21 protein-coding genes are annotated in these 15666 nt (G+C 70.1%); 12 read left to right on the top strand and 9 right to left on the bottom strand.

Annotation, left to right across the window (positions count from 1 at the left end; translation table 11 throughout):
• Nucleotides 1-34 precede the first annotated feature (34 nt).
• Genes ACT4N7_RS24665 through modA form a run of 3 tightly spaced genes read right to left on the bottom strand, consistent with a single transcriptional unit; the run spans nucleotide 35 to nucleotide 2666 of the window.
• On the bottom strand, nucleotides 35-1087 hold the full coding sequence (locus tag ACT4N7_RS24665) for an ABC transporter ATP-binding protein (RefSeq protein WP_444831218.1): 1053 nt from the start codon (nucleotides 1085-1087) through the stop codon (nucleotides 35-37).
• Nucleotides 1084-1896 (bottom strand): molybdate ABC transporter permease subunit, encoded by an 813-nt coding sequence (modB, locus tag ACT4N7_RS24660; RefSeq protein WP_444831217.1) that lies wholly within the window; start codon nucleotides 1894-1896, stop codon nucleotides 1084-1086. The genes ACT4N7_RS24665 and modB overlap by 4 nt, the downstream gene beginning before the upstream one ends.
• Nucleotides 1893-2666 (bottom strand): molybdate ABC transporter substrate-binding protein, encoded by a 774-nt coding sequence (modA, locus tag ACT4N7_RS24655; RefSeq protein WP_444831216.1) that lies wholly within the window; start codon nucleotides 2664-2666, stop codon nucleotides 1893-1895. Before modA ends, modB begins: the two co-directional genes overlap by 4 nt.
• 398 nt (nucleotides 2667-3064) lie before the next feature.
• Between modA and mobA the strand changes: the two genes are divergently transcribed.
• From mobA to ACT4N7_RS24635, 4 genes are all read left to right on the top strand, one after another.
• On the top strand, nucleotides 3065-3625 hold the full coding sequence (mobA, locus tag ACT4N7_RS24650) for a molybdenum cofactor guanylyltransferase (RefSeq protein ID WP_444831215.1): 561 nt from the start codon (nucleotides 3065-3067) through the stop codon (nucleotides 3623-3625).
• Between the two features lie 104 nt (nucleotides 3626-3729).
• Nucleotides 3730-4791, top strand: a complete 1062-nt coding sequence (locus ACT4N7_RS24645) for an AAA family ATPase (protein ID WP_444831214.1) — start codon at nucleotides 3730-3732, stop codon at nucleotides 4789-4791.
• A 65-nt stretch (nucleotides 4792-4856) separates the two neighbouring features.
• Nucleotides 4857-5738 (top strand): DUF58 domain-containing protein, encoded by an 882-nt coding sequence (locus ACT4N7_RS24640; protein ID WP_444831239.1) that lies wholly within the window; start codon nucleotides 4857-4859, stop codon nucleotides 5736-5738.
• A 2-nt stretch (nucleotides 5739-5740) separates the two neighbouring features.
• Complete coding sequence (locus ACT4N7_RS24635) at nucleotides 5741-6724, top strand: VWA domain-containing protein (protein WP_444831238.1); 984 nt, start codon at nucleotides 5741-5743, stop codon at nucleotides 6722-6724.
• Nucleotides 6725-6732: 8 nt separating this feature from the next.
• On the opposite strand, the gene ACT4N7_RS24630 is transcribed toward ACT4N7_RS24635, so the two are convergent.
• Both ACT4N7_RS24630 and ACT4N7_RS24625 read right to left on the bottom strand, forming a co-directional pair.
• Complete coding sequence (locus ACT4N7_RS24630) at nucleotides 6733-7332, bottom strand: hypothetical protein (RefSeq protein WP_444831213.1); 600 nt, start codon at nucleotides 7330-7332, stop codon at nucleotides 6733-6735.
• Nucleotides 7320-7721 (bottom strand): NucA/NucB deoxyribonuclease domain-containing protein, encoded by a 402-nt coding sequence (locus ACT4N7_RS24625; protein WP_444831212.1) that lies wholly within the window; start codon nucleotides 7719-7721, stop codon nucleotides 7320-7322. The genes ACT4N7_RS24630 and ACT4N7_RS24625 overlap by 13 nt, the downstream gene beginning before the upstream one ends.
• 411 nt (nucleotides 7722-8132) lie before the next feature.
• Between ACT4N7_RS24625 and ACT4N7_RS24620 the strand changes: the two genes are divergently transcribed.
• Nucleotides 8133-8393, top strand: coding sequence for a hypothetical protein (locus ACT4N7_RS24620; RefSeq protein WP_444831211.1), 261 nt, complete (start codon nucleotides 8133-8135; stop codon nucleotides 8391-8393).
• A complete protein-coding gene (locus tag ACT4N7_RS24615; protein WP_444831210.1) occupies nucleotides 8390-9211 on the top strand; it encodes a phosphotransferase in 822 nt (273 codons plus the stop codon). Before ACT4N7_RS24620 ends, ACT4N7_RS24615 begins: the two co-directional genes overlap by 4 nt.
• Before the next feature lie 10 nt (nucleotides 9212-9221).
• Here ACT4N7_RS24615 and ACT4N7_RS24610 read toward each other — a convergent pair whose 3' ends face one another.
• Together ACT4N7_RS24610 and ACT4N7_RS24605 are read right to left on the bottom strand one after the other, a co-directional pair.
• Nucleotides 9222-9551 (bottom strand): hypothetical protein, encoded by a 330-nt coding sequence (locus ACT4N7_RS24610; protein ID WP_444831209.1) that lies wholly within the window; start codon nucleotides 9549-9551, stop codon nucleotides 9222-9224.
• Nucleotides 9552-9631: 80 nt separating this feature from the next.
• Nucleotides 9632-9910 carry a zinc finger protein gene (locus ACT4N7_RS24605; protein ID WP_444831237.1) on the bottom strand — a complete coding sequence of 93 codons (279 nt, stop codon included), beginning with the start codon at nucleotides 9908-9910 and terminating at the stop codon, nucleotides 9632-9634.
• Between the two features lie 66 nt (nucleotides 9911-9976).
• Between ACT4N7_RS24605 and ACT4N7_RS24600 the strand changes: the two genes are divergently transcribed.
• The 6 genes from ACT4N7_RS24600 to ACT4N7_RS24575 are packed head-to-tail and all read left to right on the top strand — an operon-like array spanning nucleotide 9977 to nucleotide 13891.
• Entirely contained in the window at nucleotides 9977-10882 is a 906-nt protein-coding gene (locus tag ACT4N7_RS24600) for a helix-turn-helix domain-containing protein (RefSeq protein ID WP_444831208.1), read from the top strand.
• A complete protein-coding gene (locus tag ACT4N7_RS24595; protein WP_444831207.1) occupies nucleotides 10883-11068 on the top strand; it encodes a DUF397 domain-containing protein in 186 nt (61 codons plus the stop codon).
• Nucleotides 11069-11070: 2 nt separating this feature from the next.
• The gene (locus ACT4N7_RS24590) at nucleotides 11071-11265 is read left to right on the top strand and encodes a DUF397 domain-containing protein (RefSeq protein WP_444831206.1); all 195 of its coding nucleotides are present in this window, start codon (nucleotides 11071-11073) and stop codon (nucleotides 11263-11265) included.
• Between the two features lie 50 nt (nucleotides 11266-11315).
• Nucleotides 11316-12020 (top strand): 3-oxoacyl-ACP reductase FabG, encoded by a 705-nt coding sequence (fabG, locus tag ACT4N7_RS24585; protein ID WP_444831205.1) that lies wholly within the window; start codon nucleotides 11316-11318, stop codon nucleotides 12018-12020.
• Nucleotides 12021-12078: 58 nt separating this feature from the next.
• Nucleotides 12079-12846, top strand: coding sequence for an enoyl-ACP reductase FabI (fabI, locus tag ACT4N7_RS24580; protein WP_444831204.1), 768 nt, complete (start codon nucleotides 12079-12081; stop codon nucleotides 12844-12846).
• A gap of 10 nt (nucleotides 12847-12856) precedes the next feature.
• Nucleotides 12857-13891 carry a ferrochelatase gene (locus ACT4N7_RS24575; RefSeq protein ID WP_444831203.1) on the top strand — a complete coding sequence of 345 codons (1035 nt, stop codon included), beginning with the start codon at nucleotides 12857-12859 and terminating at the stop codon, nucleotides 13889-13891.
• Between the two features lie 274 nt (nucleotides 13892-14165).
• Here ACT4N7_RS24575 and ACT4N7_RS24570 read toward each other — a convergent pair whose 3' ends face one another.
• Nucleotides 14166-14720, bottom strand: coding sequence for a hypothetical protein (locus tag ACT4N7_RS24570; protein WP_444831202.1), 555 nt, complete (start codon nucleotides 14718-14720; stop codon nucleotides 14166-14168).
• A 92-nt stretch (nucleotides 14721-14812) separates the two neighbouring features.
• Complete coding sequence (locus ACT4N7_RS24565; protein WP_444831201.1) at nucleotides 14813-15400, bottom strand: hypothetical protein; 588 nt, start codon at nucleotides 15398-15400, stop codon at nucleotides 14813-14815.
• Between the last annotated feature and the right edge of the window lie 266 nt (nucleotides 15401-15666).

Here is a 15666-nt window from a genome sequence, read left to right as displayed (position 1 = left end):
ACTCGGGTTGAGTCGTTCTCCAGTGAGATTCGTTTCAGGTGGAGTACGTCCGCGTCTCGGTGGCCTTGAGCGCCGCCCAGAGCCGGGTTCCCGGCACGAGGCGCAGTTCGCCGACCACGGCGGCGGTGACGTCGGCGTGCACGGAGGGGGCGCCGTCGAGGTGCACGCGGACGGTGTGCGCGTGCTGCTCGACCGCCGCGACCGTCACCGGCCAGGTGTTGCGGGGACTGCCGGTGGGCCGGTCGGGGTGCAGGCTCACGGCGGCGGGGGAGAACGCGACGTGCACGGGGCCGGTGGCAGGCTCGGCGATGGTGAGCGTCCCGCCGCTGTCGAGGTGGACCACGGTGCCCTCGGCCCGGCCCCGGTGCAGGTTGAGGCCGACGAGGTGGGCGATGTAGTCGGTCCGCGGCTGCCGGGCGACCTGGGTGGGCGTGCCCTCCTGCACGACGCGGCCGTGTTCGACGATGACCAGTCGGTCGGCGAGGACCATGGCGTCGAGCGGGTCGTGGGTGACCAGCAGCGTGTGGCCGTCGTAGGCCGCCAGGTGTCGGCCCAGTTCGGCGCGGATGTGCAGCTTGGTGCCCGCGTCGAGCGCGGCCAGGGGTTCGTCGAGCAGCAGCAGCGCAGGCTGGGTCACCAGGGCACGGGCGAGCGCGACGCGCTGGGCCTGGCCGCCGGACAGTGACCGCGGCCGGGCGTGCGCGTGACTGGCCAGGCCGACCTTGTCGATCCAGTCCAGCGCGCGGGCGCGGGCCCCCGCGCGGTCCATGCCGCGGGCGCGCAGGCCGAACGCCACGTTGTCCAGTGTGGACAGATGGTTGAACAGCAGGTAGTCCTGGAACACCACGCCGATCGGGCGGCGCTCGGCCGGGACGAGCACGGCGGGCGGCTCGTCCCACACCTGGTCGTCGAGCCGGATGTGGCCCCCGGTCAACGGAAGCAGGCCCGCGAGGACGCGCAGCGCGGTGGTCTTGCCCGCGCCGTTGGGGCCCAGCAGCGCGACCACCTCGCCGGGCGCGATCGTCAGCGGCAGGTCGAGCCGGAACGCGGCGTCGCGAGTGACCCGGAGGTCGGCGTCCAGGGTCATGTCGCGCCGCTGATCCACCGGTCGCGCAGGCTGGCCAGGACGGCGACGGACACCACCAGCAGGACGATACTCAGCACGATCGCGGCGTCCGGGTCGGACTCCAGCGCGAGGTAGACCGCCAGCGGCATGGTCGTGGTCTCGCCGGGGAAATTGCCGGCGAAGGTGATGGTGGCACCGAATTCGCCGAGCGCGCGGGCCCAGCAGAGCACTGTCCCGGCGACGATGCCCGGCGCGATCGAGGGCAGCGTCACCCGCCAGAACGTCAGCCGGCGCGACGCCCCGAGCGTGGCCGCGGCTTCTTCGTAGCGGGGGTCGGCCGCGCGCAGGGCGCCCTCCACCGAGATCACCAGGAACGGCATCGCCACGAACGCCTCGGCCACCACGACGCCCGCGGTGGTGAACGGCAGGGTGATGCCGAACCAGGCGTCGAGGTACTGCCCGATCGGCCCGCGCCTGCCCAGCACCAGCAGCAGCGCGACGCCGCCGACGACCGGCGGGAGCACCAGCGGCACCGTGACCAGCGCGCGCAGCAGGCCGCGGCCGCGCAGGTCGCCGCGCGCGAGCAGCCAGGCGAGCGGGACGCCGAGCACCAGGCAGATGGCCGTGGCCAGGCTCGCGCACACCAGCGACAGCCGCAGGGCCTCGCCGATCTCGGCGCTGAACAGTTGGCCGGGCAGCGTGCGCCAGGGCGCCCGCGCGATCAGTCCGGCCAGCGGGAGGACCAGGAACGCCAGCCCGATCAGCGCGGGCACCACGAGAACGACCGGGAGCCGTCCCCGTGGGTTGCGTCCGCGGACGGTTCGGGTCACGGAGCGTCGAAACCGGCTTCGCTCAAGACCGTTCGGCCCTTCGCGGACCGGATGTAGTCGACGAACGCCTTGGCGCCCGCGGCGTTCGGCGCCTTCGCGGTCGCGGCGATCGGGTAGTCGTTGACGGCCTTGTCGGCCTCCGGGAACTCGATCCCCTCGACCTCGTCGCCCGCCGCCTTGACGTCGGTCCGGTAGACCAGCGCCGCGTCGACCTCGCCGAGCCGGACCTTGGTCAGCGCCGCCTTGACGTCCTGTTCCAGGGTGTCGGGCCGGGCGGTGACGCCCGCGATCTCCAGCGCCTTCTTCGCCGCGGCGCCGCAGGGCACCTTCTCCGTGCACAGCGCGATCTTGAGTTCGGCCTTGCCGAAGTCGACCAGTCCGGTGACCTTGCCGGGGTTGCCCTTCGGCACGGCGATCTGCAGCCGGTTGCGCACGAAGGTGACCGGGCTGTCGGTCACCGCGCCCGCGTCGGTGACCTGCTTCATGTTGGCCGGGGCGGCGGCGGCGAACACGTCGGCGGGGGCGCCCTGGTTGATCTGCTGGGCCAGCGCGGAACTGGCGGCGAAGTTGAAGGTGACCTTGACACCCGGGTTGGCGGCCTCGAAGTCCTTGCCCAGCTTGGTGAACGACTCGGTCAGCGACGCGGCGGCGAACACGGTGATGTCCCCGGTGACGCCGGTCGAGGTCGGTGGCGGCGTGGCGGCCTCGCTGCCGCACCCGACCAGCGACAGGGCGGCGACCAGGGCCAACGCGCGGACAGGACGGGACATTCACGCCTCCGGGATCTCGACGGCCACGTGCGGACTTGACCGAGGCGACCGTTGCTGACCTTGGTCGGACTCGCCGCCGCGGTGGTCCGCGGATTCGGCATGCCAGGCAGTCTATCCACGCATCCGCGTGTTTCCGATAACCGGGCAGACACGGGCTCGAATCGTGATATTCGCCGCAGAATCGGCGTTCGACAACCGAAGGACCCGCGTTGCCGTCAGTCGGGTCTTGTCCCGACTGGTGGATTCTGCGGATCGGGTGTTGGGGAGTCCGCGGGTTCCCGCGCTGTCGCCACACGACCGTCCTGCTCGCCGACCGCTACGTCACCGAGGTCACCACGGTCACGCTGCTCGACCTCGGCCGCCGACCTCGCCTATCGGCGAGCCATAGACTCGACCGCATGGGTGCAGCCTGGGCCGCGATCGTGCTCGCGGGCGGCCGGGGCGACCGGCTCGGCGGGGTCGACAAGCCCGCGCTGGTCGTCGGCGGGCGAAGCCTGCTGGCCACGGCGCTGCACGCGGTGTCAGGCGCCGACCAGGTGATCGTCGTCGGCCCTCGGCGGCCGACGGCCACGCCCGTGCGGTGGACGCGTGAGGACGAGCCCGGGTCGGGTCCCGTCGCGGCGCTCGCGGCGGGTGTCGCCGCGCTCGCCGAGTCCACATCGGACACTCTGGTCGTGCTGCTGGCCGCCGACCTGCCCGCCGTGACCGCCGCGACGGTGCGCAGGCTGCGCGAAGCCCCGGGCGGGTCGGGCGTCGTGCTGGTCGACGGCGCGGGCCGCGACCAGTGGCTGCTCAGTGCGTGGCCGATCGGGCTGCTGCGGACCGCCTTGCCCGCGCGGCCCGAGGGCGCGGCCCTGCGCCGGGTGCTCGGCGGACTCGGCCCGGCGCGGCTGTCCGACCTGGACGGTTCGGCCGCCGACCTCGACACGTCGGCCGACCTCGCGCGCTTCACCAGGTGAGTTCACAGGGCTCACACCGCCCGTCCGGTTGGCTGTACCCCGGTGGACTGCTGTTGTGGCGAATTCGTTGTGCCGAGTTTGTTGTGCTGAGGAGGAGTGTGCCGGTGACCGAGCCTGGGCAGGCCGAGCTGAGCGAGAGCGGCACGCCCGCACGCGACGCGCAACTGCTCGAACGCACCGTGTTCGAGGTCAAGCGGGTGATCGTCGGGCAGGACCGGCTGGTCGAACGGATGCTCGTCGGGCTGCTGGCCAAGGGGCACCTGCTGCTGGAGGGCGTGCCCGGGGTGGCGAAGACCCTCGCGGTGGAGACGTTCGCCCGGGTGGTCGGCGGCTCGTTCTCGCGCGTGCAGTTCACCCCCGATCTGGTGCCCGCCGACATCCTCGGCACCCGCATCTACCGGCAGAGCACCGAGCGCTTCGACGTCGAACTGGGCCCGGTGGTGGCCAACTTCGTCCTCGCCGACGAGATCAACCGCGCGCCCGCCAAGGTGCAGTCGGCGATGCTGGAGGTCATGGCCGAGCGGCACGTGTCCATCGGCGGGCAGACCTTCCCCATGCCCGACCCGTTCCTGGTGCTCGCCACGCAGAACCCGATCGAGAACGAGGGCGTCTACCCGCTGCCCGAGGCCCAGCGCGACCGGTTCCTCTTCAAGATCATCGTGGAGTATCCGACGGCCGAGGAGGAGCGCGAGATCGTCTACCGGATGGGCGTGAGCCCGCCGGAGGCGAGCCAGGTGCTCAGCCCCGAGGAGCTGACCAGGTTGCAGGGCGTGGCCTCGCGGGTGTTCGTGCACCACGCGCTGGTCGACTACACCGTGCGGCTCGTGTTGGCCACTCGCACCCCGGCCGACCACGGCCTGACCGACGTCGCGGGCTGGGTCGCCTACGGCGCCTCCCCGCGCGCCAGCCTCGGCATCGTCGCCGCCGCCCGCGCGCTCGCGTTGGTGCGCGGCCGTGACTACGTGCTCCCGCAGGACGTCGTGGACGTGGTGCCCGACGTGCTGCGCCACCGCCTCGTGCTGTCCTACGACGCGCTCGCCGACGGCGTGCCCATCGAGCACATGATCTCCCGGGTGCTGCAGACCGTCCCGCTGCCGCAGGTCTCCGCGCGACCGGCGGCCACGGGCGGGCACCCGACGCCGGCCGGGGTCGCCGGCAGGCCGTGAGCAGGTTCCGGCCCGCCGGGGGCGAGCACCCGAACTGGGCCCCGCCCGTGCTGCGCGGCGACCGGATGGAGGCGGGCCTGCGCCTGCTGGAGATCGACGTCCGGCGCAGGCTCGACGGCCTGCTCCAGGGCAACCACCTGGGCCTGGTGCCCGGTCCCGGTTCCGAGCCCGGCGAGGCCCGCCCCTACCAGCCCGGCGACGACGTGCGTCGGATGGACTGGGCGGTCACCGCGCGCACGACAGTCCCGCACATCCGCGAGACGGTCGCCGACCGCGAACTGGAGACCTGGCTGGTGGTCGACCTGTCCGCGAGTCTCGACTTCGGCACCGCCGTCTGCGAGAAGCGCGACCTCGCGGTGGCCGCCGTGGCCGCCATCGCCCACCTCACCCGCGGCGGCGGCAACCGCGTCGGCGCGCTGATCTCCACCGGCGAGCGGATGGTCCGAATCCCGGCCCGCGGTGGGCTCGCGCACGCGCGCGGCCTGGTCCGCCGGGTCGCCGAGACCCCGCGCGCGCCCGAGGGCGTCCGCGGCGATCTGGCCAACGCCATCGAGCAGCTCCGCAGGCCGCCGCGCAGGCGGGGGCTCGCCGTGGTCATCTCCGACTTCCTCGGCGACACCGACTGGCAGCGCCCGCTGCGCGCGCTGTCGGTGCGCCACGAGCTGATCGCGGTCGAGGTGGTAGACCCGCGCGACGTCGACCTGCCCGACGTCGGCACCGTCGTCCTCGCCGACCCGGAGAGCGGCAGGCAGCGCGAGCTGACCGCGTCTCCCTTGCTGCGCAAGGAATTCGCCGCCGCCGCGGCCGAACACCGGGCCGCGGTCGCCACCGGAATCCGTCGTGCGGGCGGCGGCCACCTGGTGCTGCGCACCGACTCGGACTGGATCGCCGACACCGTCCGCTTCGTCGTCGCCCGCAAGCGCGGCTGGTCGGGAGGAGTGGCGTGACGCTGAGCCTGCGGAACTTCTCCGCGCCGTGGTGGTTCCTGCTGATGATCGTGGTCGTCGGACTCGCGGTCGGGTACGTGCTCGTGCAGCGGATGCGGCGCAGGCGCACGCTGCGGTTCACCAACCTGGAGCTGTTGGAGAAGGTGGCGCCCAAGCGGCAGACCTGGCTGCGGCACCTGCCCGCCACCGTGCTGATCTTCGCGCTGATGCTGCTGACCACCGCGATGGCAGGCCCGACCGCCGAGCAGAAGGTCCCCCGCAACCGGGCGACGGTCATGCTGGTCATCGACGTGTCGCTGTCGATGGAGTCCACCGACATCGCGCCGAACCGGCTCAAGGCCGCGCAGACCTCGGCGAAGTCGTTCGTCCAGGGCCTCACGCCCGGGGTGAACCTCGGGTTGATCACCTTCGCGGGCACGGCCACCGTTCTGGTCGCCCCGACCACCGACCGCGAGGGCGTGGCCCGGGCGATCGACAACCTCAAACTCGCCCAGTCGACGGCCACCGGCGAGGCCATTTTCGCGGCGCTGCAATCGATCGAGGGCTTCTCCGCCGTCGTCGGCGGACCGGAGGGCCCCCCACCCGCCCGAATCGTCCTGATGTCCGACGGCAAGCAGACCATCCCGACCGAACGCGAGGACGACCCACGCGGCTCGTTCACCGCCGCGAAGGCGTCCGCCGACCGGAAGATCCCGATCACCACGATCGCGTTCGGCACCAAGGACGGCACGGTCGAGATCGAGGGCCGAGTCCAGGCGGTCCCGGTTGACGACGTGGCCATGGAAGAGATCGCCAGCCTCTCCGGCGGCGATTTCTACCGCGCCGCCACGGCCGAACAACTCCGCAGCGTCTACGACACCCTCGGCGAACAGATCGGCTACGAGATCAAGGAAGCCGACGCCAGCCGACCATGGCTCATGCTCGGCACCCTGGCCGCCCTGATCGCCGCCGCGACCTCACTGGTGTTCGGCCAGCGCCTCCCGTAGTTCCACGGTTACGGCAGGCGGGCGTCTTTGACGTTCTTGAGCAGTTCGTCTGGGTCAGGGATGCGGTAGGTCGGCAGCGGCTCGTCGAACCAGGCACGCTCCACGGCAAGGCCGGTCTGCTGTTCGAGGAGTGTCAGGCAGGTAGAACGCAGACGGTCAACGGTTGCGAAGTCGGTTTCGCTTGCCCAGGTGGGGTTCACGTCAAACTCTGCAGTCGGGTCGAACAGCACCGGGTCGAAGCAGGCCGTGACTGTGCCGTCAATAGCTTGCAGCACACCGGAAGCGGACGGACTCCAGTACACCGAGAAGAAGTGTCCACCACCGGCTGAGGCGCGGCGGGCGATCTCCGGGACGTTGCCGCTCCAGCCGTTCGGCTCGATTGCCACCACGTAGCCGGGCCGGCTCTTCACTTGCAGATGGAAGTAGCGGCCGAAGTCCTCTTCGGACACAAAGGCTTGTTGGAACGGCACCATGTCAACGGGTTCTGCGGGGTTTCCCCCGTAGAGCGACACGACTTCGCCGACGCTGTGGCCCCTGATGACGGCCAGCGTCATGTCCATGTCCCGTGCCTGGTCGAACCAGGCGTAGCGCTCGGCTAGATCCCGCATGACTGTTCCTTGGCGATGTCCACGCCTGCGTAGGGTTCGCTGGCGATCTTGTCTGGGTTTGCGATCACGACCACGAACTCGTCCCCGTCGTTGATTTGCTGGTAGCGGTACGAGGTGCTGAGGGTGCCACCTTGGCAACTCTGCTCCCGTGACGGTACTTCTTCGACTCTGGCGCCGTCGCCACCCTGGCGGCTGGAAGCGAATTGGAACTCGTCGCAACTGCCTTTCGGGTACTGCCTCTTGTACGTGCCTGACCGGCAGCTCTGTCGGTAGCGAGCTGCCCGGTTGTTGTCGTCGGCATCCCGGTTCAGGATGGACTGCCGACCCTCACCCCAGGCCAAGCTGATGTTGCGAGCGATGAACGGCATCTTGGCGGCGTCGATGACCACGACCTTGAGATCACCACAGCGCTTGTCTCTCAGAACCTGGTCGGCCGTGCACTGCTTGAGCCGAGATTCGGCATCCGACGCGGCGGCGTACTCCTCGCCGGCCTGGCCGGTGATGTCCTCTCAGACATCCCCGGCCATGTTGAGGATCTGGCCGCCGAACAGCACGATCGCGCCGACCACCAGAAGCAGTGGCAGCAGCCCGAACTTGGTGCGGGAGGCCATGAGACTCCTTGTCCGTCGTACAGGCTGCGCACGGGTGAGCACGCAGTGTCATAGCGGGAGTTAGGGTGGCACTAGGGTGAGACAAGGGGTAGCGACGGATACCGGGATGAGGACACCTCGCGGATGAGCCACGGAGAGGGATTTCTCACGGTGTTCTCCGCTATGTTCCGAGAGCCCGGCTTGTATCTGATGGACGAGCCCGAGGCCGCGCTGTCCTTCACCTCGTGCCTGCGTTTGGTCGGGCTCATGCGCCAACTGGGCGAGAGCGGTGCCCAGGTGGTGTGCGCGACGAACTCACCGATCCTCGCCGCGACACCCGGCGCCGACGTCATCGAGATCGGCGAGCAGGGCTTTCACCGGACGACGTGGGACAAGCTCGAACTCGTGGACCACTGGCGCCGCTACCTTCATGATCCGAATTTCTACCTGCGGCACCTCAGCGACTCGTGAACACCGAGCGAGCGGACGCGCATTTCGCCGCCTGGATGCGCGACAACCTCGACCGCGCCGCGCGGCATTTCGATCTTCGGATCAGCGGACAGCCGGTGTTCGGCTGGCGACTCCGGTCGATCAGCGCCCGCGCCGTGGGCAACCACGGCCCACGCTGGCTGCGTGTGGTCTCGCAGGAACCCCAGTGGGCGCAAGGAGATTCGTGGACCGGAACTCTCGACGCCGATCAGATCGCCGACGTGTCCAAGCCGCGCGTTCTCGACGTCCACGAATGGGATGACGGCCGCAGGCAGCGCGCCGAAGTGATGACGCTCATGGCAGGGCAGGTGTGTTCGCCGACCGATGACCTGCGCTCGCCGCCCGCGCTGTCCGACCAGTGGTGGTCGGACCTGGCGCGAAACCTCGACACGCTCGCGCGGACGAGTACCGACCGGATCAACAGCGACCAGGACGCGGTCACCGCGCGGATCCGGGAACGATTCGGTTCCGCCGTCGACACCACCGTCGAGGAGTGGGAGACGGTGCATGGCGACCTGCACTGGTCGAACCTCGTCCATCCGCACTTCGGGTTGCTCGACTGGGAACTGTGGGGTCGGGGGCCTGCCGGCACCGACGCGGCGACGCTGTTCTGCTACAGCCTGCTCGTCCCCGCCGCCGCCGACAAGGTCCGCTCGGTGTTCGCCGACGCCCTGGATTCCCCAACCGGTCGAATCGCCCAACTCACTGTCATCGCCCGCCTGCTCCGCCGCATCGGCGACGGTGACTACCCGGACCTCGCCGAACCGCTGGTCCGACACGCGCACAGCCTCGCACCCTGAGGTGTCGCATTCATGTATTCACCGGCACCGTCATGGGCTGGTCAATGCGGGGGTCAAACGCGGTTGGGGCCAGTTCCGGCGAACCGGAATCGACCGCCAATTGCCAGGTGTCCCCGATCATCACCCAGTGCTCGTGCGGGAACATCACCTCCTTGAGCCTGCCGTCCTCGATCAGGTCCGAATTCGCGCGCAGAATCGGCAGCGCCTGCTCGAAGACCGAGGCGAGGGTGGCCACGCAGGGTTCGGACAGGTTGAGGTCTATTTTCATCGTCGAACTGTCCGATCCGACGGTGATTTCCAGGAAATCCTCGAAGATGCGGAATTCGATCAGTCCCGACACCAGGTCAAGGGTGGCCGACAGTGCGTGGGGAGTCGACATCGGTGGTGTCCTCTCGGTCTCGTCAGTTGTGTATTGCTCGGTTACCTGATGCGATGGTCGGTCGGGTATTTCGTCGCCCGGTCGCGCCTCAGGTGGGCGCGCCACTGGTCGCCGCACGCGACGCAGGTCGGCACTCGGCGGTGTCTGCGGAAGTCCTCGCGGGTGAGCGTGATGGTCTCGCCGCACAGGGTGGCGAGTTCGTCACCGAGGCACGGGCGGTAGATCGAATAGCCGATCCCGTGCAGTCGCTCACCCCCGCGCTGCCACTCGAACGGGGGTATTGGGGCAGTTTTGGCAACGGCTTCGCGTCGCCGGTGCATGATGGTCACGGACCGAGCTGACCTGGTCACGGTGTGTTTCCGCAACCGTGACCGTGACTCGCAGAGGTGATCACAGACATGAATTTGAAGGGTCGAAGCGCGTGGAACGTGGCCGACACCGCAGGTACGCCGCGTACCCGCGCGCTCGCCTCGGCTTTGCGCCGCGCGCGAACAGAGGCAAATTTCGGTGTGCGGGAGGTGTCGCGGCGCCTGGGGTTGTCGCACACGACGATCTCGCAGTGGGAGACCGGCAAGCGGGTGCCGCACCCCGAGGACGTCTCGGCCATGCTCGCCGCCATCGGCCTGACCGGTGCGCCCCGCGACGAGATCCTGGAATTGGCACGCGGCGCCGCCGACCCGAACTGGCTGGTCATCGGATCGCGAGAGGTGTCGCCTGGACTGGCAGGCGTGCGCGAATGCGAGCGGACAGCCGTCGAAATCATTGAATGGAGCCCGTTGGTTGTTCCCGGATTGCTGCAAACCGAGGACTACGCCCGGGCGATCATCGGTGCGGAGGATTCACTGCTGCCGAAGGACATCGAAGCCCACGTGCACATCCGGCGCGAGCGCCGAATCGTCCTGACCAAGGAGCGGGATGCTCGGCCGCCAGCCGAATTCACGGCACTGATCGGCGAGTGGGCGCTGCGCCAACGTGTCGGTGGCGGAAAGGTGCTGGCCGAACAGTTGCGGGAACTCGTCGCACTGTCGGCGAGCGGTCTCGCCGCCGTGCAGGTGATCCAGATCGGCGATGACTGGCATCCCGGGCTGGCCGGGCCGTTCATCCTCTACAACTTTCCCGATCTGCCGTCGATCGTCCACTTGGAACACCATCGATCATCGGTTTTCCTCTACGACGAGGACAGCGTGACCTCCTATAAGGCGGCGACCAACCAGATCCGGCGGGCGGCGATGGAGCAGGCGGATTCGGCTAGGCTGATCGCCAAGATCGCGAGCGAGATGGAGGATCACTAGATGTCGACGATGTCGCGGTGGCGCAAGAGCAGGTCGAGCAATCAGGACTCTGCCTGTGTCGAGGTGATCGGGTCGCTCGGCGCTGTGCGTGATTCCAAGAACCCTGGTCCGCGCCTGTCCGTGCCCGTTCCGGGGTTGGTGGCGTGGCTCCGCAGCGCTGGCGGTGTCCGAGCAGTGGGGGAGTGACGATGTCGACAACATCGCGGTGGCGCAAGAGCAGTTCGAGCGCTCAGGAGTCTGCCTGTGTCGAGGTGATCGGGTCGCTCGGCGCTGTGCGTGATTCCAAGAACCCGGGTCCGCACCTGCCCGTGCACGTTCCCGGACTCGTGGCGTGGCTCTGTGACGAACCGCGCGTCGGCCCAGCAAGGGTTACGTCAGGGTAGCCCGCTAGCCTCGCTCCGAACGAAGTGTGCGGAGTCGGACGGAGCGCGGAATGGGACGGTCGGTACTGGTCACGGGCGGCAACCGGGGAATCGGGCTGGCCATCGCGCGGGCGTTCGTCGCCCACGGTGACAAGGTCGCCATCACCCATCGGGGGTCCGGCGCGCCGGAAGGTCTGTTCGGCGTGCGCTGCGACGTCACCGACACGGGCGCGGTCGACGCCGCCTTCACCGAGGTGGAGGACGCGCACGGACCCGTCGAGATCCTGGTGGCCAACGCGGGCATCACCGACGACACCCTGCTCATGCGCATGGGCGAGGACCAGTTCACCCGGGTCATCGACGCGAACCTCACCGGCGCGTGGCGGGTCACCAAACGGGCGACGCGGAACATGCTCCGGGCGCGGTTCGGGCGGATCGTCTACATCTCCTCCGTCGTCGGCATGATGGGCTCGCCCGGCCAGGTCAACTACGCGGCCAGCAAGTCCGGCCTGGTCGGCATGGCCCGCTCGATCGCCCGCGAACTGGGCTCCCGCAACATCACCGCGAACGTGGTGGCGCCCGGCTTCATCGCCACCGACATGACCGACGGGGTGTCCGAGGACCGCAAGAAGCAGATCATCGCCACCGTCCCCTCAGGACGATACGGTCAGGCCGACGAGGTGGCCGCCGCCGTGGCGTTCCTCGCCTCCGACGGCGCGGCCTACATCTCCGGCGCGCTGCTGCCCGTCGACGGCGGCCTCGGCATGGGCCACTGAGACACTGCCAGGTAAACCACCCAGTACAGGATCGCGCTTCCAGGAGGACACCCCCGCGATGACCGGACTGCTCGAAGGCAAGCGCCTGCTCGTCACCGGTGTGATCACCGACGCGTCCATCGCCTTCCACGTGGCCAAAGCGGCCCAGGAACAGGGCGCCCAGGTCGTGCTGACCGGCTTCGGCAGGCTCAGCCTGGTCGAGCGGATCGCCAAGCGGCTGCCCGAGCCCGCGCCGGTGGTCGAACTCGACGTGCAGGACGACGAACAGCTCGCGTCCCTGGCCGCCCGGGTCGGCGAGCACGTCGACGGACTCGACGGCGTGGTGCACGCGATCGGCTTCGCCCCGCAGAGCTGCCTCGGCGCCCCCTTCCTCGACGCGCCGTGGTCCGACGTCTCGGTCGCGGTGCAGGTCTCGGCGTACTCGCTCAAGTCGCTGGCCATGGCGGCGCTGCCGATGCTCGGCCCGGGTTCCTCGATCGTCGGGCTCGACTTCGACGCCAGGGTCGCCTGGCCCGCCTACAACTGGATGGGCGTGGCGAAGGCCGCGTTCGAGTCCACCAACCGCTACCTCGCGCGCGAACTCGGCCCCAGGGGCATCCGGGTCAACCTGGTCGCCGCCGGACCGGTGCGCACCATGGCCGCCAAGTCCATCCCCGGCTTCGCCGAACTGGAGAACGCCTGGACCGAACGCGCGCCGCTCGGCTGGGACGTCAACGACGCGACGCCGGTGGCCAAGTCGGTCTGCGCGCTGCTGTCCGATTGGCTGCCCGCGACCACCGGGTCGATGGTGTGGGTCGACGGCGGCGTGCACGCGATCGGGATGTGACGCCGCCCGGATGACCGACGCGCTGCTGTGGCTGTCGTTCGGCGGCCCCGAGTCCCCGGCCGACGTCCGGCCGTTCCTGGAGAACGTCACCCGGGGCCGGGGCGTGCCGCCGGAGCGGCTGGACGAAGTCGAACAGCACTACCAGCACTTTGGTGGCGTGTCGCCGATCAACCGGCTCAACCGCGAGGCGATGGCCGCCGTCCGCGCCGAGTTGGCCCGCGAGGGCGTCGAGCTGCCGGTCTACTTCGGCAACCGCAACTGGCACCCGATGGCCGAGGACACCGTGGCCACGATGGCAGCCGACGGCGTGCGCTCCGCCCTGGTGTTCCCGACAAGCGCGTACGGCGGCTACTCGGCATGCCGCCAGTACGACGAGGACATCGCCCGGGCCCGGGCCGCCGCCGGCCCAAGTGCACCCGATCTGGTGAAACTGCGGCACTTCTTCGACCACCCGCTGTTCGTCGCCGCGTTCGCCGACGCCGTGCGCGCCGCGGCGGCGACCGTGCCCGCCGACTACCGGCTGGTGTTCACCGCGCACTCGGTACCCGACGCGGCCGACGTCGCGGGCGGCCCGCCTTCGGAAGGCGGGCGGCGCTACTCCCGCCAGGTCGCGGAGGCCGCGCGGCTCGTGGCGGCCGCGGTGGGCGTGCCCGAGTACGACGTGGTGTGGCAGTCGCGGTCGGGGCCGCCGCGGATTCCGTGGCTGGCGCCGGACATCGCCGACCACCTCGACTCCCTGCACGCCGACGGCGTCCGCGCGGTTGTCGTGTGCCCGGTGGGGTTCGTCAGCGACCACCTGGAGGTCGTCTGGGACCTCGACACCGAGGCCGCCGCGAAAGCCGCCGAACTGGGCATGGCGTTCGCCCGCGCGGGCACGCCGGGCGCCGACCCCCGGTTCGCGGAGCTGGTGGTCGACCTCGTCCGCGAGCACCTGACCGGCGCCGAGCCGCGCAAGCTGTCGGACTTCCCGGTCGGCGGGTGCACGCTCAACGGCGCGCCGTGCGCGGTGTCCTGCTGCGAACCGCCCCGGCGGTCCGGGACCTGACGGAAGAGGGTGGCGGAGCGGCGCAGGGGGCCGCCCCGCCACCGGTGGCGGCTAGGCGCGCAGCCGGACCTCGTGCCGGAGGTCGGGCGCAGCAGCCCGCGTGGGGAATACCGCCGTGACATACGCTTTCCCGCACTCTGGACACATCAGCGGTCCACCGAAGCGCGCGTCCACCGGCATGCCGCACAGGCCCGTCGCGCGGGTCCCGGAACCAGATGCGCCCGGCCGCGGTAGGTGGCGCTGGTGCCCCAGCACACGTCGCCGCGCGGGGTCCTCATCGGTTCGCCAGCGACAAGTCGAGTCGGTTGTGGAGCTTCCGGCCGGTCTCGCTCAGCGTCACCAGCTTGCAGTCGCGCACCCGGGTGGCGCCGATCACCAGGTGGCCCGCGCTGACCAACTCCCGCAGCCGCTCGGCCAGCGTGCCCTCGATCGGCGCGCCGCGGTCGGTGACCTGATTGGTCGGCGTCATCCCGAGATCCCCGCGCTGGGCGCAGCGCAGCAGCACGAACCAGTCGCGCGTGCGCGCGGCGTCGTCGGGGGAGGTGCGGCCGCGGCGCAACCAGATGTCGAGCAGCCGGTTGCCCGCCGACGTCAGCCGCGCCGAAACCCAGCCGTCGTGCGGGTCGGCGGCGTCGTCGAAGCCGACGAAACCGTCGCGTCGCAACGTGAACAGGGCGCTGACCAGGAGCGCGCTCAGGTCGTCCGTGCGGTGCCGCAGGGCCGAGGCGGTGCCGTACGCCCCGACCTCGCCGCGCGCGACCATCTGCAGCGCGCCCAGATGCGTGATATCCAGCGCGAACGGCTTCCGGTCGACGAGGTGTGCGGTCATAGTGTGACTCCGGTTACAGCGGATGGTCCAGTGAGTTCACTATGGGTGAGTCCACGCGCCGCCGCTCATCCCAAAGAGCTATAAGTGCGGAGTTATGGACCATCCGCGCCCGCCAGGAAGGCGGTTCCGCGAGGGGAGAGCCGGTAGCCGACCTCCAGACTCAGCGTCAGGCCGAGGTTCTTGAGCTTGCGCACATCAACCTTGAACGGCTGCGTCTCCCGCCCCAGCGACGCGGCGAGATCGGGCGCGCGGGTGGCTGGCCGCGCCTCGATCAACCGCAGCGTCACCCGGGTCCACGGCCCGTGTGAGCCGGCCTGGTCGAGCCGATCCAGCCGCGCGGCGATCGCGGCGATCTCGCCGCCGTCGAGGTCCGCGGCGGCCGCGAGTTCAGCCCGCGGGTCCGGTCCGGCGGCGGGCCGCAGCCGCACCCGGTAGACCGGGTCGGCCGGGTCCCCACGCAGGTCGGCCCGCGCCTCATCGGCGGACCCATAGCCCGCCGCCCGCGCATCGCGCTTGGTGATCCGCGCCGGCGCCACCTTGTCGACCGCGTCCACCGCCACTCGACCTGCCGCAGTCCGGTAGACACGGCCCGGCACGGCCTGCGGGGTGCGCCACCGCCGGAACAGCACGGTGATCGACCCGTCCAGGATTCCCGCGTGCGCCCGCTTCTCGATGAGCACACCGATAGCGTAAGCACGCCACTCTTGCTCGTCACTCTTGCTCGTTATGTCGACGGGGTGTGGCGCCGGATTCCTTGCTTCGCCGTTGTGAGTCACCGTGCGACGAAGTCTGACCCTGTCTGGATCAGTGGTGCCGGATCTAGGCCGTGTCTCAAAGTCGTAGCCACTCGTTGATCGTGGCGATGTGGACCGTGGCCTCGTAGCGGACGGCGAGTTTGTCGTACCTGGTGGCGACGGCACGGTTGCGTTTGAGCCGGTTGATCCCG

This window comes from Actinokineospora sp. (assembly GCF_052390155.1).
Lineage (GTDB): Bacteria > Actinomycetota > Actinomycetes > Mycobacteriales > Pseudonocardiaceae > Actinokineospora.
This window is presented reverse-complemented; position numbering and strand designations above follow the sequence as displayed.

Bases quoted from the DNA above. Each gene is read 5' to 3' on its own strand.
- ACT4N7_RS24575 (WP_444831203.1), top strand. From the start codon at position 12,857: ATGACCGACGCGCTGCTGTGGCTGTCGTTCGGCGGCCCCGAGTCCCCG.
- ACT4N7_RS24605 (WP_444831237.1), bottom strand. From the start codon at position 9,910: ATGCACCGGCGACGCGAAGCCGTTGCCAAAACTGCCCCAATACCCCCG.
- ACT4N7_RS24590 (WP_444831206.1), top strand. From the start codon at position 11,071: ATGTCGACAACATCGCGGTGGCGCAAGAGCAGTTCGAGCGCTCAGGAG.
- ACT4N7_RS24665 (WP_444831218.1), bottom strand. From the start codon at position 1,087: ATGACCCTGGACGCCGACCTCCGGGTCACTCGCGACGCCGCGTTCCGG.
- modA (WP_444831216.1), bottom strand. From the start codon at position 2,666: ATGTCCCGTCCTGTCCGCGCGTTGGCCCTGGTCGCCGCCCTGTCGCTG.
- ACT4N7_RS24640 (WP_444831239.1), top strand. From the start codon at position 4,857: ATGGAGGCGGGCCTGCGCCTGCTGGAGATCGACGTCCGGCGCAGGCTC.
- fabI (WP_444831204.1), top strand. From the start codon at position 12,079: ATGACCGGACTGCTCGAAGGCAAGCGCCTGCTCGTCACCGGTGTGATC.
- ACT4N7_RS24595 (WP_444831207.1), top strand. From the start codon at position 10,883: ATGTCGACGATGTCGCGGTGGCGCAAGAGCAGGTCGAGCAATCAGGAC.
- ACT4N7_RS24620 (WP_444831211.1), top strand. From the start codon at position 8,133: ATGGACGAGCCCGAGGCCGCGCTGTCCTTCACCTCGTGCCTGCGTTTG.
- ACT4N7_RS24630 (WP_444831213.1), bottom strand. From the start codon at position 7,332: ATGCGGGATCTAGCCGAGCGCTACGCCTGGTTCGACCAGGCACGGGAC.
- fabG (WP_444831205.1), top strand. From the start codon at position 11,316: ATGGGACGGTCGGTACTGGTCACGGGCGGCAACCGGGGAATCGGGCTG.
- mobA (WP_444831215.1), top strand. From the start codon at position 3,065: ATGGGTGCAGCCTGGGCCGCGATCGTGCTCGCGGGCGGCCGGGGCGAC.
- ACT4N7_RS24570 (WP_444831202.1), bottom strand. From the start codon at position 14,720: ATGACCGCACACCTCGTCGACCGGAAGCCGTTCGCGCTGGATATCACG.